Below are 17,718 nucleotides of genomic sequence, written 5' to 3' on the forward strand. Positions count from 1 at the left end.
GTCGTGCTCCTTCCGTACTCCGCCTACCGGGTTAGCTGTCGGGTTCGGGCGGTCGAATCCGGAAGGCATGCCCTACGGCCTTTGCCCTTGCGGACGGCGGCCGATTCACCCCAGTGGTCGGTTGGGTCCCCGGCTCCGGATCAGCCCCTGAGGGGCACCGGACTCGGCGGAGGCCGCGCGGCCCGACGGGATTCGCCGGGGGGAGCCGAGCGGCTTGCCCGTCAACTTAGCCAACTTGTGTCACTCGTGTGAAGGTTGAAGTGGCTAATGTCCGATACGTATTTGTGATGTTCGTCTTAGCGTTCGGAACTCGACCGTACGGAACGGCATTTCGCGCGCATCCATTGCATTCGCAGGGTCACCGGGGCGTTGCCGTCGGTCGCGTTCGCCTGTTCCGGTGCACGCGCTTTCTGTGAGGTCACCGTGAATTCGTGGGTCTGTTGAACACGGTGGCGCCGTGGGCCGTATAGAGCGGGGGATTTCCATGCCCGGCCGCCCACGACACGCAGGGGAACGACCTTGAGACGCAACAGGCGCAGACGCCCGACCGGCGCACAGCGCGCGACCTTCGCAGCGGTCGCCCTGATGCTCGGCGGCGGAGGACTGGTCGCGGTGAACGTCTATGCCTCGGCCACCGAGAACGGCGGTGGCCAGGGGCAGGTCGCCACCGGCCAGGTGCTGTCCGCGCCCACGATCTACTGCCCCGACGTCGGCAGCCGGCTGACCGCGGTTCCCGACGGCGCCCGGGCGGACGTCGACCGTGAACTCGCCCAGCTGGACCAGCAGATCGCCGCCGCCTACCAGCAACTCACCCAGTCCGCGGCCGAGATCGAGCAGAACCCCGGCTTCGCCGGCCAGACGATCATCGACCCGCTGAAGGCGGAGCGGTCCGAGTCGCTCCAGCGCATCGCCGACGCCATCGGCCGTGAGGGCGACCGCCCGCAGGGCCTCGACGACCTCGCCGCCTGCACCCTGCGCTCCTCGAACCAGGACGCCGGGCAGTCGGCGGCTCCCCAGGGCAGTGCCACGCCGAGCCAGAGCGGCCAGGGCAGCGCCGCGCCGAGCCAGGGCACCGGCGCCGGCGGCCAGGGCGGCAACGGGCCGGTCGCCGCCGACTACGCGGACATCACCTCGGTCCAGCCCAACGTCTCCACCCCGGCCGAGCAGCCCGGCGGCTCCACCGGCACCTTCTCCTCCAGCTGCGGCGTCAACGCGAACGGCCTGTTCAACTCGGACAACGTCATCGTCGCGCCCGGCGTCTCCAACGGCGCCCACCACTTCCACGACTACATCGGCAACCAGTCCAACAACGCCTTCGCCAGCGACCAGGACCTGGCCAACGCGCAGACCAGCTGTGCGGACCAGGGCGACAAGTCCACGTACTACTGGCCCGTGCTGCGGCTGCAGAACGGCAAGCAGGAACGGGACGCCGACAAGCCGGGCGGCGGCACCGAGGGCAACGCCGGGCAGATCGTCACGGCGAAGCAGGTCACGCTGACCTTCGAGGGCAACCCCACCTCCAAGGTCACCGAGATGCCACGGCTGCTGCGCATCATCACCGGCGACGCCAAGGCGTTCGTCAACGGCCCGGCCAACGCCAACGCCTCCTGGAGCTGCACCGGTTACGAGGACCGGCAGCTCAAGGACAAGTACCCGCTCTGCCCCTCCGGCAGTGACGTCGTGCGCACGTTCCGGTTCCAGAGCTGCTGGGACGGCCGGAACATCGACAGCGCCAACCACCGCACCCACGTGGCGTTCGAAGGCCCCGACGGCAGCTGCCCGGCCGGTTTCCAGGCCATCCCGCAGCTGGTGCAGCGCATCGTCTACGCCGTGGCCGCGCCGAGCCTCCAGGACGGCGGCCGTACGGTCCCGCTGTTCGCGGTGGACTCGTTCCCCGAGCAGCTGCACAAGCCGGTCACCGACCACGGAGACTTCATCAACGTCTTCGACGAGAGCCTGATGCGGAAGATGGTCGACTGCATCAACTCCGGCCGCAAGTGCGGCGCGGGCGCCGACGAGCAGCCGCCGTCCCAGAGCGCGGAGCCGTCCCGGCCGAGCGAGACCGCGAGCCCGTCCGAGCCGCCGGCCGAGACGCAGAGCGCCGAGCCGTCCGAGCCGGCGACCCAGCAGCCGTCGTCGGACCAGCCGTCGTCCGAGCCCCCGGCCGGCACCCCGGCCACGGAGACCGCCACCGCCACCGCCACCGCCCCTGGCTCCGGCTCCGGATCCGGCTCCACCGGGCTGCCGAGGGTCTACGCGACCCCGTCGCCGAAGAAGACGTCGACCACCAAGTCGTCGGGCGGCGGTGTGATCAGCGAGCCGACGCAGCGGCCCGACACCGAGGCACCCGCCGGCACCTCCGCCGCCTCGCCGACCGGCACCGCCGTCGCCGCCCCGGCCGGCCAGGAGACCCCGGGCACCGGTGCACAGACCGAGCCCCAGACCGAGCCCCAAGCCGTCCAGGGCGGTCTCGCCGAGACCGGCGCCCACCTGTGGCCCGCGGTCTTCGGCGGCCTGCTGCTGGTCTCCGGGGCCGCGTTGCTGTGGCGCACCAAGCGGACCTCGTTCTGACCTGTCACCTGCTGCGCAGCGTGTCCTGGGCGGGCTCGGACGCGGGGAGGGTCTCGTCGTGCTGCAGCCAGGGCGGCGGCGCCACCGCCGCGGCCACCGACCAGGGCGACGCCACCGCCCGGCTCACCGCCCGGCTGTCCGGTGTGCCGGCCGGCTCCACCTGCTGGAGCATGCCCGTACAGCCCTGAGTGCCACCCGCCGGCATTTGCCGCCGGCGGGCGGCACACGGCAGGGTGCGGGTGTGCCCACCTTGCTGATCGTCCACCACACCCCCTCACCGCACTGCCAGGCCATGTTCGAGGCCGTGGTCTCCGGGGCGACGACCCCGGAGATCGAGGGCGTGCGGGTCGTGCGGCGGGCGGCGCTGTCCGCCACCGCCGCCGACGTGCTCGCGGCCGACGGATACCTCCTCGGCACCCCGGCCAACCTCGGCTACGTCTCCGGTGCCCTCAAGCACTTCTTCGACCAGATCTACTACCCGTGCCTGGACGAGACGCGCGGCCGCCCCTTCGGGGCCTACGTGCACGGCGGCAACGACGTCACCGGCGCCCTGCGCGCCCTCGACTCGATCACCACCGGCCTCGGCTGGCGCCGGGCGGCCGAGCCGGTCACGGTGACCGGCGAGCCCCGCAAGGCCGACATCGAGGCGTGCTGGGAACTGGGCGCGACGGTCGCCGCCGGCCTCGCCGGCGACGCCTGACCCCGATCCGGGCGCAGGACACCCGGACGGACGAAGGTGCGGGCGCCGGAGCCAGGGCACACGATGGGAGCAGGCCATGTCGTCGATCCCAGGGAGCGCCGGATGGCAGCGGAGCGCCGTGCCTGCGGGCCGCCCGCGGCGGAGATGCTGCGGGAGTGCGCCCGCGACGTGGTGGCCGTCGCCGAGGGCATCCGCGAGGTCTCCGCACGGACCAGCTCCGCCCTGTTCGCCCCGGCGCTGACGGGTTCCGCGCGCCGCCGCCCGCGCACCGGCGTGGCCGCCCGCTGGGCGCTGCTGCGGACGCTCACCAACAGACAGGGCCTCGGCGGCTCGGCGATCGTCGCACCGGACGGCGTGGGTCATCTGCTCGGCGCGGCGGGGGAGGCGCTGGGCCGGGCGAGCCTGGCCCAGCTGGTGGCGGTCACCTCGCTGCGACTGCGGATCGCCGCCGTACTCCTCGACCACCCCGAGTTCGGGCGCGACCCGGGCATGCGCCGGCTGGCGGACGCGGTCGGCGCCGACCGCGACCCGGAGGCGGCCGTCCGCGCGCTGCGGGCCCTCTTCAAGGACCGGGACGCCCAGCGCCCGCTGTCCGCGCTCGCCCCGATCCTGGCGGACCTCCTCGCCGTCCGGGGCCTGCTGGACGAGGACCCGCTGAGCGACGAGACGGCCTGGGCGCTGGCCGCGGGACGGCGGCTGACCGCCGCCCCGGGCCGGGGCTCCGGCACCTCCCACCTCGCCGGTACGGACCGGGGCGTGGGCGCCGCCCAGGCCGTCGAACCCTCAGCCCAGGAGGCCACGTCCCTCGCCACCGAGGGCTCCTTCCTCGGCTTCCTGCGCAACATCGACGCGCTCGCCGGGGACGCCCGCGTCCTCGTCCAGGAGGTGCGCGGCCCCGACGGCGTGCTCCGGTACGTCGTGCAGGCGCCCGGCACGGCCCCCGGCCGCCCCCGCGACGACTCCCCGCAGGACTTCGCCGGCGCCTGGCGCAACCTGTTCCTGACCGACTCGCCGTACGCCCGCTCGATCCTGCTGGCGATCCGGGACCACGGCATCCCGCGCGGCGCCGACCTCGCGCTGGTCGGGCACGGCGAGGGCGGGATCGCGCTGCTCAGCCTCGCGCAGGACGACGAGTTCTGCCGCGCCTACCGGGTCACCCACGTGGCGGTCGTCGGCGCGCAGACCGACGACCGCAGCCCGGCCGACCCGCGCACCTGGGTGGCCGGCATCACCAACCGGCACGACATCGTCCCGGTCCTGGACGGCCCCGGCGCCCCGCACCCCAACAGGTACCGGGTCGACTACCCCGGCCCCACCCGCGAGTTCCCGCGCTGCCACCTGCTCCGCGTGTACATCGACGACCTGGAGACGGTGATCCCGCAGGCCCGGGCCGACGTCGACCGGGCCCTCGCCCGCTACCGGGGCCCGGTCGAACGCACCCGTGTCTACCGGCTCAGGGACCGCGGCCGCCCGCCCGAGGGCTATCCGTTCCTGGCCGTCCCGACCGCCGGCCTCGCCACCTCGGCGGGCCCGGTCGACGTGCCGGTGCGCTACTACGACTCCTCCGCCGCGCACCTGTGCTTCCCGGTCGACACCGACGTGGCCCGCAGCCTGCTGCCCGACGTCGCCTGGATGGTCCCCACCCGGCTCGGCCGCCGCGCCCTCGCCGTCCTCTCCCTCTACGAGCACCGCTGCACCACGATCGGCCCCTACACGGAGCTCGGCCTGTCGGTGCTGGTCGACGACCTGTGGCGGCCGCACGCGTACGACCTCGCCGCGGACCTGCTGCGCCGCGCCGACCTGCGGCGCACCGGACGGTACGTGGTCGCGCTCGCCGTCGGCACGGAGGAGGCGCGGGCGGTGGCCGAGGAGCTCTGGGCCCAGCCGGCCGTGCACGGCGCCGCCGACGTCGAGCTGCAGGGCCGGGAACTGCGCGTCCACGCGCCCGAGCTGGGAGTCTCGGTGGAGGGCCGCCCGGGCCCCGGAGCCCGCTGTCCCGAGGCGGACTGGGTGCTCTACGGGCGCCGGGGCGAGAGCACCGTACGTACCCTGGTCCGCGCTCACGGCAGGCCGCGCGTCCATGCCCGCCCCCGGCTGCGGTTGCGGCTGGACGGTGCCCACGGGTCGCTCGCCCGGCACCTGCAGATCCTCGAACTCGACGCCGTGCGGCCCGGGTTCGTCCTGACCAGCCCGCGGTTCGTGGCCCACAGAAGTGCCGGCGCGGTGCTGCCGCGCTAGGCATCCCTCCGAGTACAGGTGAACCTCATGGCGACCGAATCCCGTCCCGCCACCGCCGCCCCGGAACTCCTCGCGTACGTGGACGGCCTGCGAGTCGACGCGGACCGGATGGACGGCTACGCCGAGCGGCTGCGCGGCGCCGCCGAGCGGCTGGGCGACTGTGCCGGGGCCCCGGAGTGGAGCGGCGCCGCCCTGGAGCGGCAGGCGACGGCCTGTGTGACCGCCGCGGTACAACTGCGGGCGGCCGCCGCCGCGTTGCTGGCCCACGCGGCGGAGTGAACGGCGGTGCCCGGCCGGCTGGACGGCAGGGCCGGGACGGACGCGTCCCGGCCGCGGTGTGGTGCCGGCGGCTCAGCCGGCCGGAGCGGTGTGGGGTTGCTCCGGGCCGGGCTTGGGGCGGGTGCGGGTCCAGGACGGGTCGGCGGCGGGTTCAGGAGTGGGGGGACGGTCCATGGGTCGGGGGGCCTCCTGAGGCGTGGGGGGTGGTGAGCGGTGCGTCCGGTGCCGTCGACAGCTCGGCCCAGACGAAGCGGGCGGCGGGCCGCCCCTCCGGCGCGGTCGTGACGCCCCAGTCGAGACTGAGCGCGTCGACGAGGAACAGGCCGCGCCCGTTCTGCTCGTCGGGCTTGGCCCGGCGGGGCGCCGGGAGCGCGATGCTCCCGCTGTTCTGGTCCTCGACCTCGATGCGGATCCGGTCGGCGCCGGCGTGCACCCGGCAGACGATCCGCCGGCCGGCCGAGTGCACGATCGCGTTGGTGACCAGTTCCGAGGTCACCAGGACCGCGTTGTCGAGGGCCTCCTCGCACACGCCCCACGAGCCGAGCAGCTCGCCCACGCTGCGGCGGGCGTTGCCCACGGCGCGCGGGGTCGGCGCCAGGTCGAAGACCCGGCTGCGCGGGGCGAGGCGGTCCCCGGAGGCGAACCGGTCGAGGCCTTGCGGCCCAGGGAGTCGACCGAGGCGTTCGCCTCCGGGTGGTCTGGGGACGCCCGTCGCGTCCGACGGGCGGTACGGGCCCTCGCCGGCGGCCGCCAGGGCCGGCCGGGGCAGGCCGGGTATGTGGTCCTCGGGCAGTCGGTCGAGCGGCTGGGGGAGAGAGGGCGGGGCCATCGCCGTGCGCCTTTCGTCCGGCTTCGCAGCGTGGGGGCTGATCGGTCGCGTCCGTCCCGGGCCGCTCCAGGGCAGACGACGACCCGTGCCTGGGCGGCGCCGGACCGCAGCTCAGTCTCCCCCAACTGGACTGCTTCGCCTGCTCCTTGGTCGGCCGGAGCAGTGACTCCACTTTGGCATCTGCCAACATCGCCTCGCAACCGGCAAGTTGAAAATTGCAAGAAGCGAAGTGCATGCTGCTCCCGGCAGGAAGTGATCGAACGCGTACGTGAACGATCACAGGTACGTGAGACGGTGACCCTGGAACCTGGTGTGAGGGGGTAGGGCGTGACCTCGGAGACCGACTGGGGCGGAGCCCCTTCCGTCCTGCGCATGATCCTCGGCCGGCAGCTGGAGGAGATGCGGACCCGGGCCGGCCTGACCTACGAGCAGGCGGCCGCCGCGATCGGGGTCAGCCACTCCACGATCCGCCGGATGGAGGCCGCCAAGGTGGCCCGGCTCCGGCTGGCCGACGCCGAGAAACTCCTGCAGGTCTACGGCGTGACGGACCGCCAGGAGGTCGACACCTTCCTGCAGTCGGTGCGCGAGGCCAACAAGCGCGGCTGGTGGCACACCTACCGCGATGTGATGCCGGACTGGTTCGCCGCCTACCTGAGCCTGGAACAGGCGGCGTTGCAGATCCGTGCCTACGAGAACCAGTTCGTGCACGGCCTGTTGCAGACCCGCGAGTACGCCGCCGCCCTGCTCGGCGCAGGCAACCCGCACGCGCCGAGCGAGGCGACCGAGCGCATGGTGGCGCTGCGCATGCGCCGGCAGGAACTGATCACCCGGCCCGCGCCGCCCCGGCTGTGGGTCGTGATGGACGAGACCGTGCTGCGCTGGCCGGTCGGCGGCTCCGGGGTGATGCGCGCCCAGATCGACCATCTCATCGAGATCAACCGGCTCCCCAACGTCACTGTGCAGATCATGCCGTTCGCCAACGGCCCGCACCCCGCCATGCGTGCGGGCGCGTACCACCTCTTCCGGTTCAAGGCCCCGGAGCTGCCCGACATCGTCTATCTCAACGGCCTGGTGGGCGCTGTCTACCTGGACAAGGGCGTCGACGTCGTGGTCTATCGCGAGGCCCTGGACCGGCTGGGCGCGCAGGCGACGCCCGCCAGAAAGACCGAGGCCGTCCTCGGTGCGATTCGCAAGGAGCTCTGAGTGCACCACCCCATACGCAACGGCATCCCGTCCCGGCAACTCGGCGCGCGCGGCTGGTCCAAGCCGTGGAGCGACGACGCCGGCGGCGCCTGCGTCGAAGTGAAGAAGCTCGCCGACGGCCGGGTCGCGGTACGTCAGTCGACCGACCCCGACGGACCGGCGCTGGTCTTCACGCCGCGTGAGATGACGAGTTTCCTGGCCGGAGTGAAGGCGGGTGACGCCGACTTCCTGATGTGATCGGATTTCCGGGAACTTCCTTGCTATAGCTGATCGTTCAACCAGCCCCCCCACATCCCACGCAGCACAGCGCAGCCCCCCGAACACCCCCCGCATCCCTCACCTGAATGGGAGACACGGCGTTGCCCGACAACGGATGGCCGGCCGACCGCATCGACACCGAGAACGCGCACTCCGCGCGGATCTACGACTACATCCTGGGCGGCAAGGACTACTACCCCGCCGACCAGGAGGCGGGCGACGCGATGTCAAGGGAGTGGCCCGCCCTCCCGATCCACATGCGAGCCAACCGCGACTGGATGAACCGCGCCGTGCGCTGGCTCGCCGAGGAGGCGGGCATGCGCCAGTTCCTGGACGTCGGGACCGGCATCCCCACCTCCCCGAACCTGCACGAGATAGCCCAGGCGGTCTCCCCGGACTCCCGGGTCGTCTACGTGGACAACGACCCCATCGTCCTCACCCTGTCCCAGGGCCTGCTCTCCAGCACGCCCGAGGGCCGGACGGCGTACATCGAGGCCGACTTCCGCGACCTGACGGACCTCTACGAGGCCCCCGAGCTGCGCGAGACCCTCGACCTGGACAGGCCGGTCGCGCTCACGGTGATCGCCATCGTCCACTTCATGCTCGACGCGGACGACGCGGTGGGCGTCGTGCGCCGCCTCCTCGAACCGCTGCCGTCGGGCAGCTACCTGGCGATGTCCATCGGTACCGCCGAGTTCGCCCCCGACGAGGTGGGCCGGGTCGCCCGCGAGTACGCGGCCCGCAACATGCCGATGCGGCTGCGCACCATCGACGAGGCCCACGAGTTCTTCGAGGGTCTGGAACTGGTGGAGCCGGGCATCGTCCAGGTGCACAAGTGGCACCCGGACGGCACCGGCGAGCAGGGCATCCGCGACGAGGACATCGCGATGTACGGAGCGGTCGCCCGCAAGCCGTAGCACGGGTTCCGTGCCGGGGCCCGGCTCACCTTCCCGGCCCCGGCACGGTCGTCTCGCCCCGAGGACGGCGCCCGGCTCAGGCGTTCGGGTCGAACGAGATCCCGGACGGCATGGAGTACCCCAGGTTGGCGTTGAACGAGCCGTCCTTGATCTTGATGGTGGCCTCGCCGAAGTCCGCGTTCATCAGCTTGTCGCGGTAGCCCGCCGGGTAGCCGTCCCAGCCCACCAGACGCGGGTAGAACCAGCCACCGGTCACGTTCTCCGGCGGGTCGTCGTTGGAGTTGGCGAACCGGAAGTCGTGGGTGGACAGGCCGTCCTTGTGGTACACGATCTTCGGGTGCGTGCCGTCGAACCGGATCGCCGAGGCCGGCTGTACCAGGTAGCTGCTGTGCTGGGACACCGAGACGTACTGCACCTGGTTGTTCTGGATCCACACGATGACGTGTTCCCAGTCGTGCCGGTGCCCGATGGCCAGCGGCCCGTACGTCGCCTGGTCCTTCTCGAAGTAGCTGGCGTACATCACCGCGCACCAGCCGTTGTTGCACTTCTCGCGCGAGTACGTGTTGGCGTTGGCGAGCTGCGCGTAGTCGTGGCAGTGGCCGTTGACGTCGCCGCCGAGCGAGAGACCCGGGTTGATGGTGCCGTCGGCGCCGATGGCCGCGGTGGCGTAGCAGCCGTCGCCGTCGTAGTCGTAGGCCGGGGAGAACGTCTGCTCCAAACCGTCGGCGTTCTGCGGCAGCAGCGTCAGGACGTCGGCGTGCGCGGTGGCCGGCACGGCGACGACCAGCGCGAGCGCGCCGAGGGCAGCGGCGAGGGCCTTGCGGAGCGGCCGTCTGCGGGTGGGGGTTTGCAGTTCGGTCATGGGGACTCCCTGTCGGTGAAAGGCGAAGCGGAGTCTCGCAGTCAGCTCCTGCCGACGACCACCCTTACGACTTAACTTTGACCCAAAGACAATTGAACAGCTCACCCAACTCGTTTGCTGCCAGCGGCTGTTGACCTGCTGTGAGTCCGCCGGATGCGGTTGCCGCAGAGCGTGCCCGAGGCCAGGCTGCTCGTCGGTCCGTCCCCCCACCGCCCCGAGAGGCAACCCCCGTGAGCGACACAGACATGCCATCCGCCCCCTTGAACCGGCCGAACCGGCTGAACCGGCGCGGCTTCCTCGGCGCCGCCGCCGCGGCCGGGCTGCTGGGCACGCTGCCCACACCGGCCGAGGCCAGGACCGCGGCCGCCACCACGGTGTCCACGGAGTCCGGACAGGTCACCGGAGTCCAGGGCGGCCTGCGCGGCGTCACCGTCTACAAGGGCATCCCGTACGCCGACACCACCGCCGGCGCCAACCGCTGGCGCCCGCCGCAGCCGGCCCCCACCTGGGACGGGGTCCGCGCCGCCGACTCCTGGGGCCCCGCCTGCCCACAGCCGGTCACGGGCATCCCCGGCGACCAGGTGCCCGCGTTCGGCGAGGACTGCCTGAACCTCAACATCTGGACGGCGGCCACCGGTTCGGGGAACGGCAGCCCCGTCCTGGTCTGGCTGTACGGCGGCGACCGGGCCCTGTGGTCGGGCCAGGAGATCTACAACGGCTCGCTGCTCGCCGCCAAGGGCGTGGTCGTCGTCACCCTCGACCACCGCGTCGGCCCGCTCGGCGGTCTGGCCCACCCCGAGCTGACCGCGGAGTCCGCGTACGGCGGCTCGGGCAACTGGGGGATCCTGGACGTCGTCGCCGCGCTGGAGTGGGTCCGGCGGAACATCGCCGCGTTCGGCGGCGACCCGGACCGGGTCACCCTGGCGGGCTGGGCCGAGGGCGCGTCCGTCGTGCACATCCTGCTCGCGTCCCGGCAGGCCCGGGGCCTCTACCACCGCGCACTGCTGTCCTCCGGCGTCCGGTACACGAAGGACCCGGCGCTCGCCACCGGGCCCGGCCGCTACCGGACCCTCGCCGCCGCCGAGGCCGACGGCACCGACTTCGCCGCCCGGCTGGGCGCCGCCGACCTCGCCGCCCTGCGCGCGCTGGACGCCGACGACATCGTCAGCGGCGCCGAGGCCGGCACCGCCGCCGACTTCGGCCACGTCCTCGACGGACACGTGCTGCCCGACACCTACACCGCCGTCCTGACGGCCCGCGCCGAGACCGACGTACCCGTGCTGACCGGCGTGTGCAAGGACGCGAACGGCGCCTCGCCCGAACTGAAGCTGACCCTGGACGCGTTCCGGGCCTACGCCCGCTCCGAGTTCGGCCCCCTGGGGCTCGCGGACACCTTCCTGGACCTGTATCCGGCGGACAGCGACACGACGGCCGCCCAGCAGTTCAGCGCCTACGCCCGCGACGAGGAACGCGTCTCCGCCTTCCTGTGGGCGACCCAGTTCAAGGACGCGGCCGCCGACTCCAGCGCCGTCCACACCTACTTCTGGACCCGCGTCCCGCCCGGGTACGACGACACCAACCCGGTCATCGGCACCGCCGCGACCGGCGCCTTCGAGGGCTCCGACGTCTACTACCTGCTCGGCTACCTCTACAACACCGACCGCCCCTGGACCTCCAAGGACTACGACACCGCCGACACCACCGCCTCCTACGTCGCCCGCTTCGCCGCCACCGGCGACCCGAACGGCGGCTCCCTGGCCAACTGGCCCGCCCTCGCCACCGACACCCCGCGAACCATGGAACTCGGCGCGAACTCCGGCACGATCGCGGTGGCCGACAGCGACGCCAAGCTCGCCTTCCTGACGACGTACCTGGAGTCGCAGACCACGGAGTTCTGAGACCCACCCGTCAGGCCCGCGCGGAGCCGTGGCCGAGGACGCCGTGGTGGTGACGGGTGTGCACGGTCCGGGTGCGGTGCAGGGCGATCAGCGCCGCGTCGTCGCCGAGGTGGCCGCCCGCGTGCGCCAGCAGGTCGCGCCGGATGTGGTGCATCAGCGCCTCCGGGGAGGCGTCCGTCCACTGCGCGACCCGCTCGGCGAGCGGGTAGAAGCGGCCCTGCGCGTCCCGGGCCTCCACGACACCGTCGGTGTAGAGCAGCAGGGTGTCACCGGGCTCGAACGAGAACACGTCCAGGGTGCGCTCGGTGCCGCCCGCACCGTGCACACCGAGCGGCGGCGACGGGTGCAGGCTCGGCACCGTGACCGCGTGCCCCGGGCTCAGCAGCAGGGGCGGGGGATGACCGGAGCTGGTCATCCGGGTCACCAGGTCCTCGTCGGGGATCTCGACCAGCAGCGCGGTGGCGAACCGCTCGGCCGCCTCCTCCCGGGGCTCCAGATCCTCCGCGTACCGCTGCACGCTCTGCTCCAGGGCGGTGGCGAGGTCCGGCAGGGTGACGTGCCGGTGGGCGGACTCCCGGAACGCACCCAGCAGCAGCGCCGCCTCGCCGATCGCGGACAGGCCCTTGCCCCGGACGTCACCGATGAGCACCCGGACCTCGTCGTCGCAGCGGGTGGCCGCGTACAGGTCGCCGCCGATCTGCGCCTCGTCCTCGGCGGCCAGGTACAACGAGGCGATCCGCAGCGGGCCGATGTGCTCGGGCAGCGGCCACATCAGGACGTGCTGCGCCGCCTCGGCGACCGTGCGCACCTGGGCCAGCTGGGCACGGCGCCGCTCGCGGACCACGCTGTAGACCACCACGATCACCGAGAGCAGCGCCAGGGTGACGAGCTGCACGATGTGGTTCGCCGTGGTCAGCCCGCCGTGGAACACGGCGATCAGCAGCTGGGCGCCCACCGCGAGCGCCCCGACCAGCGCGGTGGACCGGGGGCCCGCGAAGGACGGGGTGAGCGCCGGGGCGATGACCAGGGCGGGCCCCAGATGGATGTCCCTGGGCGTGCGCAGGTCCACCACCGTGATCACCACGATGAGCAGCACCGGAAGCAGCAGCAGTGCGTGCGACGACTGCCACGACCGCCGCAGCCCCGCCACACACCCCTGCAGCTTGCCCATGGCACCAGCGTGCGCCACCACCGGGGGACCGGCCACCGCGAGCCGGACGGCGCCCCGGGTAGTCTTCCGGCTCTCCGGGCGCGCCTCCGGAAGTGCCGCGACATGCTGTCTGCCGGCTGCGCCCGCCGTCGCGGCTGGTCGCGCAGTTCCTCCCCCAGCCTTCGGCCGGGGGTACCCCCAGCGCCCCTGCGGGGGCGCTGCTCAGAGATTCACGGACCGCATCCCGGCCTCGTCGTAGCGCTCTCCCGCCGCCCGCGGCACCTCGGCCTCGATCCGGGCCAGGTCCTCCTTGGTCAGCTCGACGTCGACCGCGGCAGCGTTCTGCTCCAGGTAGGCGACGCGCTTGGTGCCCGGGATCGGCACGATGTCGTCGCCCTGGGCCAGCACCCAGGCGAGGGCCAGCTGGGCCGGGGTCACGTCCTTCTCTGCGGCGATCTCCTTCACCTTGGCGGCCAGCCGCAGGTTCGCCTCCAGGTTGTCGCCGGTGAAGCGGGGGCCGGTGCGGCGCCAGTCGTTCGCGTCGAGGTCCTCGGGGGAGGAGAACCGGCCGGCGAGGAAGCCGCGGCCCAGCGGCGAGTACGGGACGAACCCGATGCCCAGCTCCCGGCAGGCGGGCAGCACCTCGTCCTCCGGGTCCCGGGTCCACAGCGAGTACTCGGTCTGCACCGCCGCGATCGGGTGCACGGCATCGGCCCGCCGGATCGTCTCGGCGCTCGCCTCGCTCAGCCCGATGTGCCGCACCTTGCCCTCGGCGACCAGCTCGGCCAGCGCGCCCACGGTCTCCTCGATGGGCACGTTCGGGTCGACACGGTGCTGGTAGTACAGGTCGATGTAGTCGGTGCCCAGCCGCTCCAGCGAGCCGTGGACCGAGCTGCGGACGTGCTCGGCCGAGCCGTCCTGCGGGCCGATGCTGCTCATGTCACCGGGGACGGCGTGGTCCATCCGGTAGTTGAACTTCGTGGCGATCACGTACTCGTCCCGGTGCCCCCGGACCGCCTCGCCGACCAGCGACTCGTTGGTGAGCGGTCCGTACAGCTGCGCGGTGTCGAGGAAGGTGACCCCGAGTTCCCGCGCGCGGTGGATGGTCCGCACACCCTCGTCCTCGTCGGCGGTGCCGTAGAAGGCGGACATGCCCATGCACCCGAGGCCGATGCTGCTCACCTGAAGATCCCGCAGATTGCGCTGTCGCATGTGTGACTCCCAGCCTTTCCCGCTGACGTGCTCTCCTTCTGGACGCTACGACTTCAAGAGCACTCGAAGTCAAACGGGCGACCGCCGATCCGGTACACCTGGACCCGGAGCCCGTACCCCGTACCCGTCACCGGGACCGCCCGCGGAGGCCGCATGCTGCTGCGCCAGCTCGAATACCTCGTCGCGCTCGCCCGGGAACGGCACTTCGGCCGGGCGGCCGCCGCCTGCCATGTCTCGCAGCCCTCGCTGTCCGCCGCGATACGACGCCTCGAACACGAGCTGGCGGTCCCGATCGTGCGCCGGGGCCGCCGCTACGAGGGCCTCACTCCCGAGGGCGAGGTCGTGCTGGCGTGGGCGCACCGCATCCTCGCCGAGGGGGACGCGCTCCGCCAGGAGCTGTCGGCGCTGCGGGACGGGCTCACCGGCACCCTGCGCCTCGGCATCGTCCCCACGGCCGTCCCCGTCGCCTCCCTCCTCACCGGTCCCTTCTGCGACCGGCATCCGCGTGCCCGGGTGGCCCTGGAGTCCCTGTCGTCCGCCGACATACGGCGCGGCCTCGCCGAGTTCGAGCTGGACGCGGCCATGACCTACCTGGACGACGGCGAACTGCGTCAGGTCCGCCGCTTCCCGCTCTACGAGGAGCGGTACGTCCTGCTCACCCCGGTCGGCGGCCTCCTCGGCGACGCGGCCACGGCCACCTGGTCGCAGGCCGCCGCCCTTCCGCTGTGCCTGCTCGGGCGGCGGATGCGCAACCGGCGGATCATCGACGACTGCTTCGCCGCCGACGGCGCCGCCCCCGTCCCGGCCGTCGAGTCCGACAGCGTGGCCGGCCTCTACGCCCACCTCCCCGGCGGCCGCTGGTCGAGCGTGATCTCGCACGCCTGGCTGCACATGTTCGGCGTCCCGGAGGGCATGCGCGTGGTCCCGCTGGAGGGCCCGGCCCACGGCCCCCGGGTCGGACTCGTCGTCGCCCGCAGCGAACCCCAGTCCGTGCTCGCCCGGGCCCTGGTGAAGGTCGCCCGGGAGGCGGGCCTCAGAAACGCCCTCGACAGCCGCCTGCACGCCGTCCTGGACGGCCGCGGCCGATGATAGACACGGCCTATCACGGGATAGCGACGTTCGCTTTGACCTGCGCAGTTACCCCCGAGGATCGTGGAATGCACCATCCGCGACGGAGCTGAGGAGCCGCCATCATGGCAAAGGTGCTCTGCGTCCTGTACGACGACCCGACCGACGGATACCCCAGCGGCTACGCCCGCGACGACATCCCGGTCATCGACCACTACCCCGGCGGCCAGACCACCCCCACCCCCGAGGCGATCGACTTCACCCCCGGCCACCTCCTCGGCAGCGTATCCGGCGAACTCGGCCTGCGCTCCTTCCTGGAGAAGGCCGGCCACACCCTCGTCGTCACCTCCGACAAGGACGGCGCGGGCTCGGTCTTCGACCGGGAGCTGGCCGACGCGGACGTGGTGATCTCGCAGCCGTTCTGGCCGGCGTACCTGACCGCCGAGCGGATCGCCGCCGCGCCCCACCTCAAGCTGGCGGTCACCGCCGGCATCGGCTCCGACCACGTCGACCTGGACGCCGCGATCGCGCACGGGGTGACGGTCGCCGAGGTGACGTACTGCAACAGCATCAGCGTCGCCGAGCACGTGGTGATGATGATCCTCGGCCTGGTCCGCAACTACCTGCCCTCGCACCAGGTGGTGCTCGACGGCGGCTGGAACATCGCCGACTGTGTGAGCCGGTCCTACGACCTGGAGGGCATGCACGTCGGGACCGTCGCGGCGGGCCGGATCGGCACCGCGGTGCTGCGCCGCCTGGCGCCCTTCGACGTGAAACTCCACTACACCGACCGCACCCGGCTGCCCGAAGCCGTCGAGCGCGAGCTGAACCTGACCTTTCACGAGAGCGCGGCCGCCATGGCCCCGCACTGCGACGTGGTCACGATCAACGCGCCCCTGCACCCGGAGACGGAGGGCCTGTTCGGCGACGAGCTGCTCGGCACGATGAAGCGCGGCGCCTACCTCATCAACACCGCCCGGGCCCTGATCGTCGACCGGGACGCCGTCGACCGGGCGCTGCGCAGCGGGCAGCTGGCCGGGTACGCGGGCGACGTCTGGTACCCGCAGCCCGCGCCCGCCGACCACCCCTGGCGCACCATGCCGCACCAGGGGATGACCCCGCACATCTCAGGATCCAGCCTCTCCGCGCAGGCCCGCTACGCCGCCGGTACCCGGGAGATCCTGGAGTCCTGGCTGGCCGGCCGGCCGATCCGCGACGAGTACCTGATCGTCGACGGCGGCAGGCTGGCCGGCACCGGAGCCAAGTCGTACTCCGTGCACACCCGCTAGGGGTTCAGCCGTACCGGCAGTTCGAAGAGGTCGTTCTGGGTGACGACCGGCTTGTTGCGCAGTTCGGACGCCGGTACCGCGAGGTCCAGGCCGGGGAAGCGGTCGTACAGCGCGGGCAGCGCCACGCCCGCCTCCAGCCGGGAGAGCGCCGCACCCGGGCAGACGTGCGGTCCGTGCCCGAAGGAGATGTGCCGGTTCGGCGACTCCCGGGTGACGTCGAACTCCCCGGCGCTCGGCCCGTGCGCGTTCTCGTCGCGGCCGATCGCGGCGTACGACACGATGAGCGCGTCGCCCGCCGGGAGCACCTTGTCGCCGACCGGCACGTCCTCGGCGGCGAACCGGATCAGCACGTGCGAGGTCGGAGTGGACCAGCGCAGGGTCTCCTCGACCACCGCGGACCAGTCCACCTCGCCGGAGAGCACCATGGCGCGCTGCTCGGGGTGGGTGGAGAGGTTGACCACCGCGTTGACGATCAGGGAGATCGTCGTCTCGTGCCCGGCGGCCACCATCAGCTGGAGGGTGGAGACGATCTCCTCGTCGGTGAGGTGGTCGCCGTCCTCGGAGGCCAGGATCAGCGCGCTGGTGAGGTCGTCGCCGGGCTCGGCCCGCTTGGCGGCGACCGTCGCCGCCATGATCCCCGCCAGCTCGGTGAGGGTCGCGACGACCTCCGCGGGCGGGGTCTGGGTGGAGAAGAACTTCTCGAACAGCACCTTCAGGCGCGGCAGTTCGGCCTCGTCGATGCCCATCAGGTCGGCGACCACGAACATCGGCAGCGGGTAGGCGAAGGCCGCCTTGAGGTCGACCGTCTCCTGGTCCGCCGGGAGGCCGTCGAGCAGGTCCTGGGTGAGCTTCTGGATCCGCTCCCGCATCTGCTCCACCCGGCGCGGGGTGAGCGCCTGCGCGACCAGCGTGCGCATCCTGCGGTGGTCGGCGCCGTCCACGGTCAGCATCGAACGGCCGGGGTTGGCGAGCCCGATCAGCGGCCAGTCCGGCGCGATCTCCCCGCGCTGCCAGGCCCCCCACACGTTGATGTCCTTGACCAGGCGCGGGTCGGTGAGCAGCGCCTTGGCCTCGGCGTGGTGCGTGACGGCCCACACGGGAACCCCGCCGGGCAGTTCCACGGCGGCGAGGGGACCGGCGGCGCGCAGCCGCGCGCTCTCGCCTTCGAGGTCGGTGACGAAGGGGTCGAGGGCGATCCGGGCTTGTTCGGTACCGGTCGTCATCGTGACGTGCCTCCCAGGGCA

16 protein-coding genes and 1 riboswitch are annotated in these 17,718 nt (G+C 72.6%); of the genes, 10 read left to right on the forward strand and 6 right to left on the reverse strand.

Translation table 11 applies throughout. From position 1 onward, the window contains the following. Window positions 1-4: 4 nt before the first annotated feature. A riboswitch (cyclic di-AMP (ydaO/yuaA leader) is annotated at window positions 5-179 on the reverse strand. 406 nt (window positions 180-585) lie between these two features. Further along, complete coding sequence (locus ACFY0K_RS03230; RefSeq protein ID WP_390638845.1) at window positions 586-2,571, forward strand: DUF1996 domain-containing protein; 1,986 nt, start codon at window positions 586-588, stop codon at window positions 2,569-2,571. Window positions 2,572-2,575: 4 nt separating this feature from the next. On the opposite strand, the gene ACFY0K_RS03235 is transcribed toward ACFY0K_RS03230, so the two are convergent. Beyond that, window positions 2,576-2,743 carry a hypothetical protein gene (locus ACFY0K_RS03235; protein WP_390638336.1) on the reverse strand — a complete coding sequence of 56 codons (168 nt, stop codon included), beginning with the start codon at window positions 2,741-2,743 and terminating at the stop codon, window positions 2,576-2,578. Window positions 2,744-2,812: 69 nt separating this feature from the next. On the opposite strand from ACFY0K_RS03235, the gene ACFY0K_RS03240 reads away from it, so the two are divergent. From ACFY0K_RS03240 to ACFY0K_RS03250, 3 genes are all read left to right on the forward strand, one after another. Then, entirely contained in the window at window positions 2,813-3,271 is a 459-nt protein-coding gene (locus ACFY0K_RS03240; RefSeq protein ID WP_390638337.1) for a flavodoxin family protein, read from the forward strand. A gap of 102 nt (window positions 3,272-3,373) precedes the next feature. After that, complete coding sequence (locus ACFY0K_RS03245; RefSeq protein ID WP_390638338.1) at window positions 3,374-5,509, forward strand: hypothetical protein; 2,136 nt, start codon at window positions 3,374-3,376, stop codon at window positions 5,507-5,509. A gap of 27 nt (window positions 5,510-5,536) precedes the next feature. Further along, window positions 5,537-5,788, forward strand: coding sequence for a hypothetical protein (locus tag ACFY0K_RS03250; protein WP_390638339.1), 252 nt, complete (start codon window positions 5,537-5,539; stop codon window positions 5,786-5,788). Window positions 5,789-5,939: 151 nt separating this feature from the next. Here the strand turns inward: ACFY0K_RS03250 and ACFY0K_RS03255 are convergent, their stop codons facing one another. Beyond that, on the reverse strand, window positions 5,940-6,617 hold the full coding sequence (locus ACFY0K_RS03255; RefSeq protein WP_390638340.1) for an ATP-binding protein: 678 nt from the start codon (window positions 6,615-6,617) through the stop codon (window positions 5,940-5,942). A gap of 327 nt (window positions 6,618-6,944) precedes the next feature. Between ACFY0K_RS03255 and ACFY0K_RS03260 the strand changes: the two genes are divergently transcribed. The 3 genes from ACFY0K_RS03260 to ACFY0K_RS03270 all read left to right on the forward strand — a co-directional run bounded on the left by ACFY0K_RS03260 (window position 6,945) and on the right by ACFY0K_RS03270 (window position 8,995). Continuing rightward, window positions 6,945-7,820, forward strand: coding sequence for a helix-turn-helix domain-containing protein (locus ACFY0K_RS03260; RefSeq protein WP_390638341.1), 876 nt, complete (start codon window positions 6,945-6,947; stop codon window positions 7,818-7,820). Further along, the gene (locus tag ACFY0K_RS03265) at window positions 7,821-8,057 is read left to right on the forward strand and encodes a DUF397 domain-containing protein (RefSeq protein WP_351960556.1); all 237 of its coding nucleotides are present in this window, start codon (window positions 7,821-7,823) and stop codon (window positions 8,055-8,057) included. A 122-nt stretch (window positions 8,058-8,179) separates the two neighbouring features. Further along, a complete protein-coding gene (locus ACFY0K_RS03270; protein WP_390638342.1) occupies window positions 8,180-8,995 on the forward strand; it encodes an SAM-dependent methyltransferase in 816 nt (271 codons plus the stop codon). A gap of 76 nt (window positions 8,996-9,071) precedes the next feature. On the opposite strand, the gene ACFY0K_RS03275 is transcribed toward ACFY0K_RS03270, so the two are convergent. Next, window positions 9,072-9,857 carry an NPP1 family protein gene (locus tag ACFY0K_RS03275; RefSeq protein WP_351960558.1) on the reverse strand — a complete coding sequence of 262 codons (786 nt, stop codon included), beginning with the start codon at window positions 9,855-9,857 and terminating at the stop codon, window positions 9,072-9,074. 260 nt (window positions 9,858-10,117) lie between these two features. Here ACFY0K_RS03275 and ACFY0K_RS03280 point away from each other — a divergent pair, with 260 nt between their 5' ends. Next, entirely contained in the window at window positions 10,118-11,755 is a 1,638-nt protein-coding gene (locus tag ACFY0K_RS03280; protein ID WP_390638343.1) for a carboxylesterase/lipase family protein, read from the forward strand. Between the two features lie 10 nt (window positions 11,756-11,765). Here the strand turns inward: ACFY0K_RS03280 and ACFY0K_RS03285 are convergent, their stop codons facing one another. Both ACFY0K_RS03285 and ACFY0K_RS03290 read right to left on the reverse strand, forming a co-directional pair. Beyond that, a complete protein-coding gene (locus ACFY0K_RS03285) occupies window positions 11,766-12,926 on the reverse strand; it encodes a PP2C family protein-serine/threonine phosphatase (protein ID WP_351960560.1) in 1,161 nt (386 codons plus the stop codon). Window positions 12,927-13,127: 201 nt separating this feature from the next. Further along, complete coding sequence (locus ACFY0K_RS03290; RefSeq protein ID WP_390638344.1) at window positions 13,128-14,117, reverse strand: aldo/keto reductase; 990 nt, start codon at window positions 14,115-14,117, stop codon at window positions 13,128-13,130. Window positions 14,118-14,270: 153 nt separating this feature from the next. On the opposite strand from ACFY0K_RS03290, the gene ACFY0K_RS03295 reads away from it, so the two are divergent. Both ACFY0K_RS03295 and ACFY0K_RS03300 read left to right on the forward strand, forming a co-directional pair. Next, the gene (locus tag ACFY0K_RS03295; RefSeq protein WP_390638345.1) at window positions 14,271-15,206 is read left to right on the forward strand and encodes a LysR family transcriptional regulator; all 936 of its coding nucleotides are present in this window, start codon (window positions 14,271-14,273) and stop codon (window positions 15,204-15,206) included. Between the two features lie 104 nt (window positions 15,207-15,310). Continuing rightward, window positions 15,311-16,474 (forward strand): NAD-dependent formate dehydrogenase, encoded by a 1,164-nt coding sequence (locus tag ACFY0K_RS03300; protein WP_388599158.1) that lies wholly within the window; start codon window positions 15,311-15,313, stop codon window positions 16,472-16,474. Here the strand turns inward: ACFY0K_RS03300 and ACFY0K_RS03305 are convergent. Further along, the gene (locus ACFY0K_RS03305; protein ID WP_390638346.1) at window positions 16,471-17,697 is read right to left on the reverse strand and encodes a cytochrome P450; all 1,227 of its coding nucleotides are present in this window, start codon (window positions 17,695-17,697) and stop codon (window positions 16,471-16,473) included. The genes ACFY0K_RS03300 and ACFY0K_RS03305 overlap by 4 nt on opposite strands. Between the last annotated feature and the right edge of the window lie 21 nt (window positions 17,698-17,718).

Source organism: Streptomyces sp. NPDC001507, assembly GCF_042894765.1.
Taxonomy (GTDB): Bacteria; Actinomycetota; Actinomycetes; order Streptomycetales; family Streptomycetaceae; genus Streptomyces.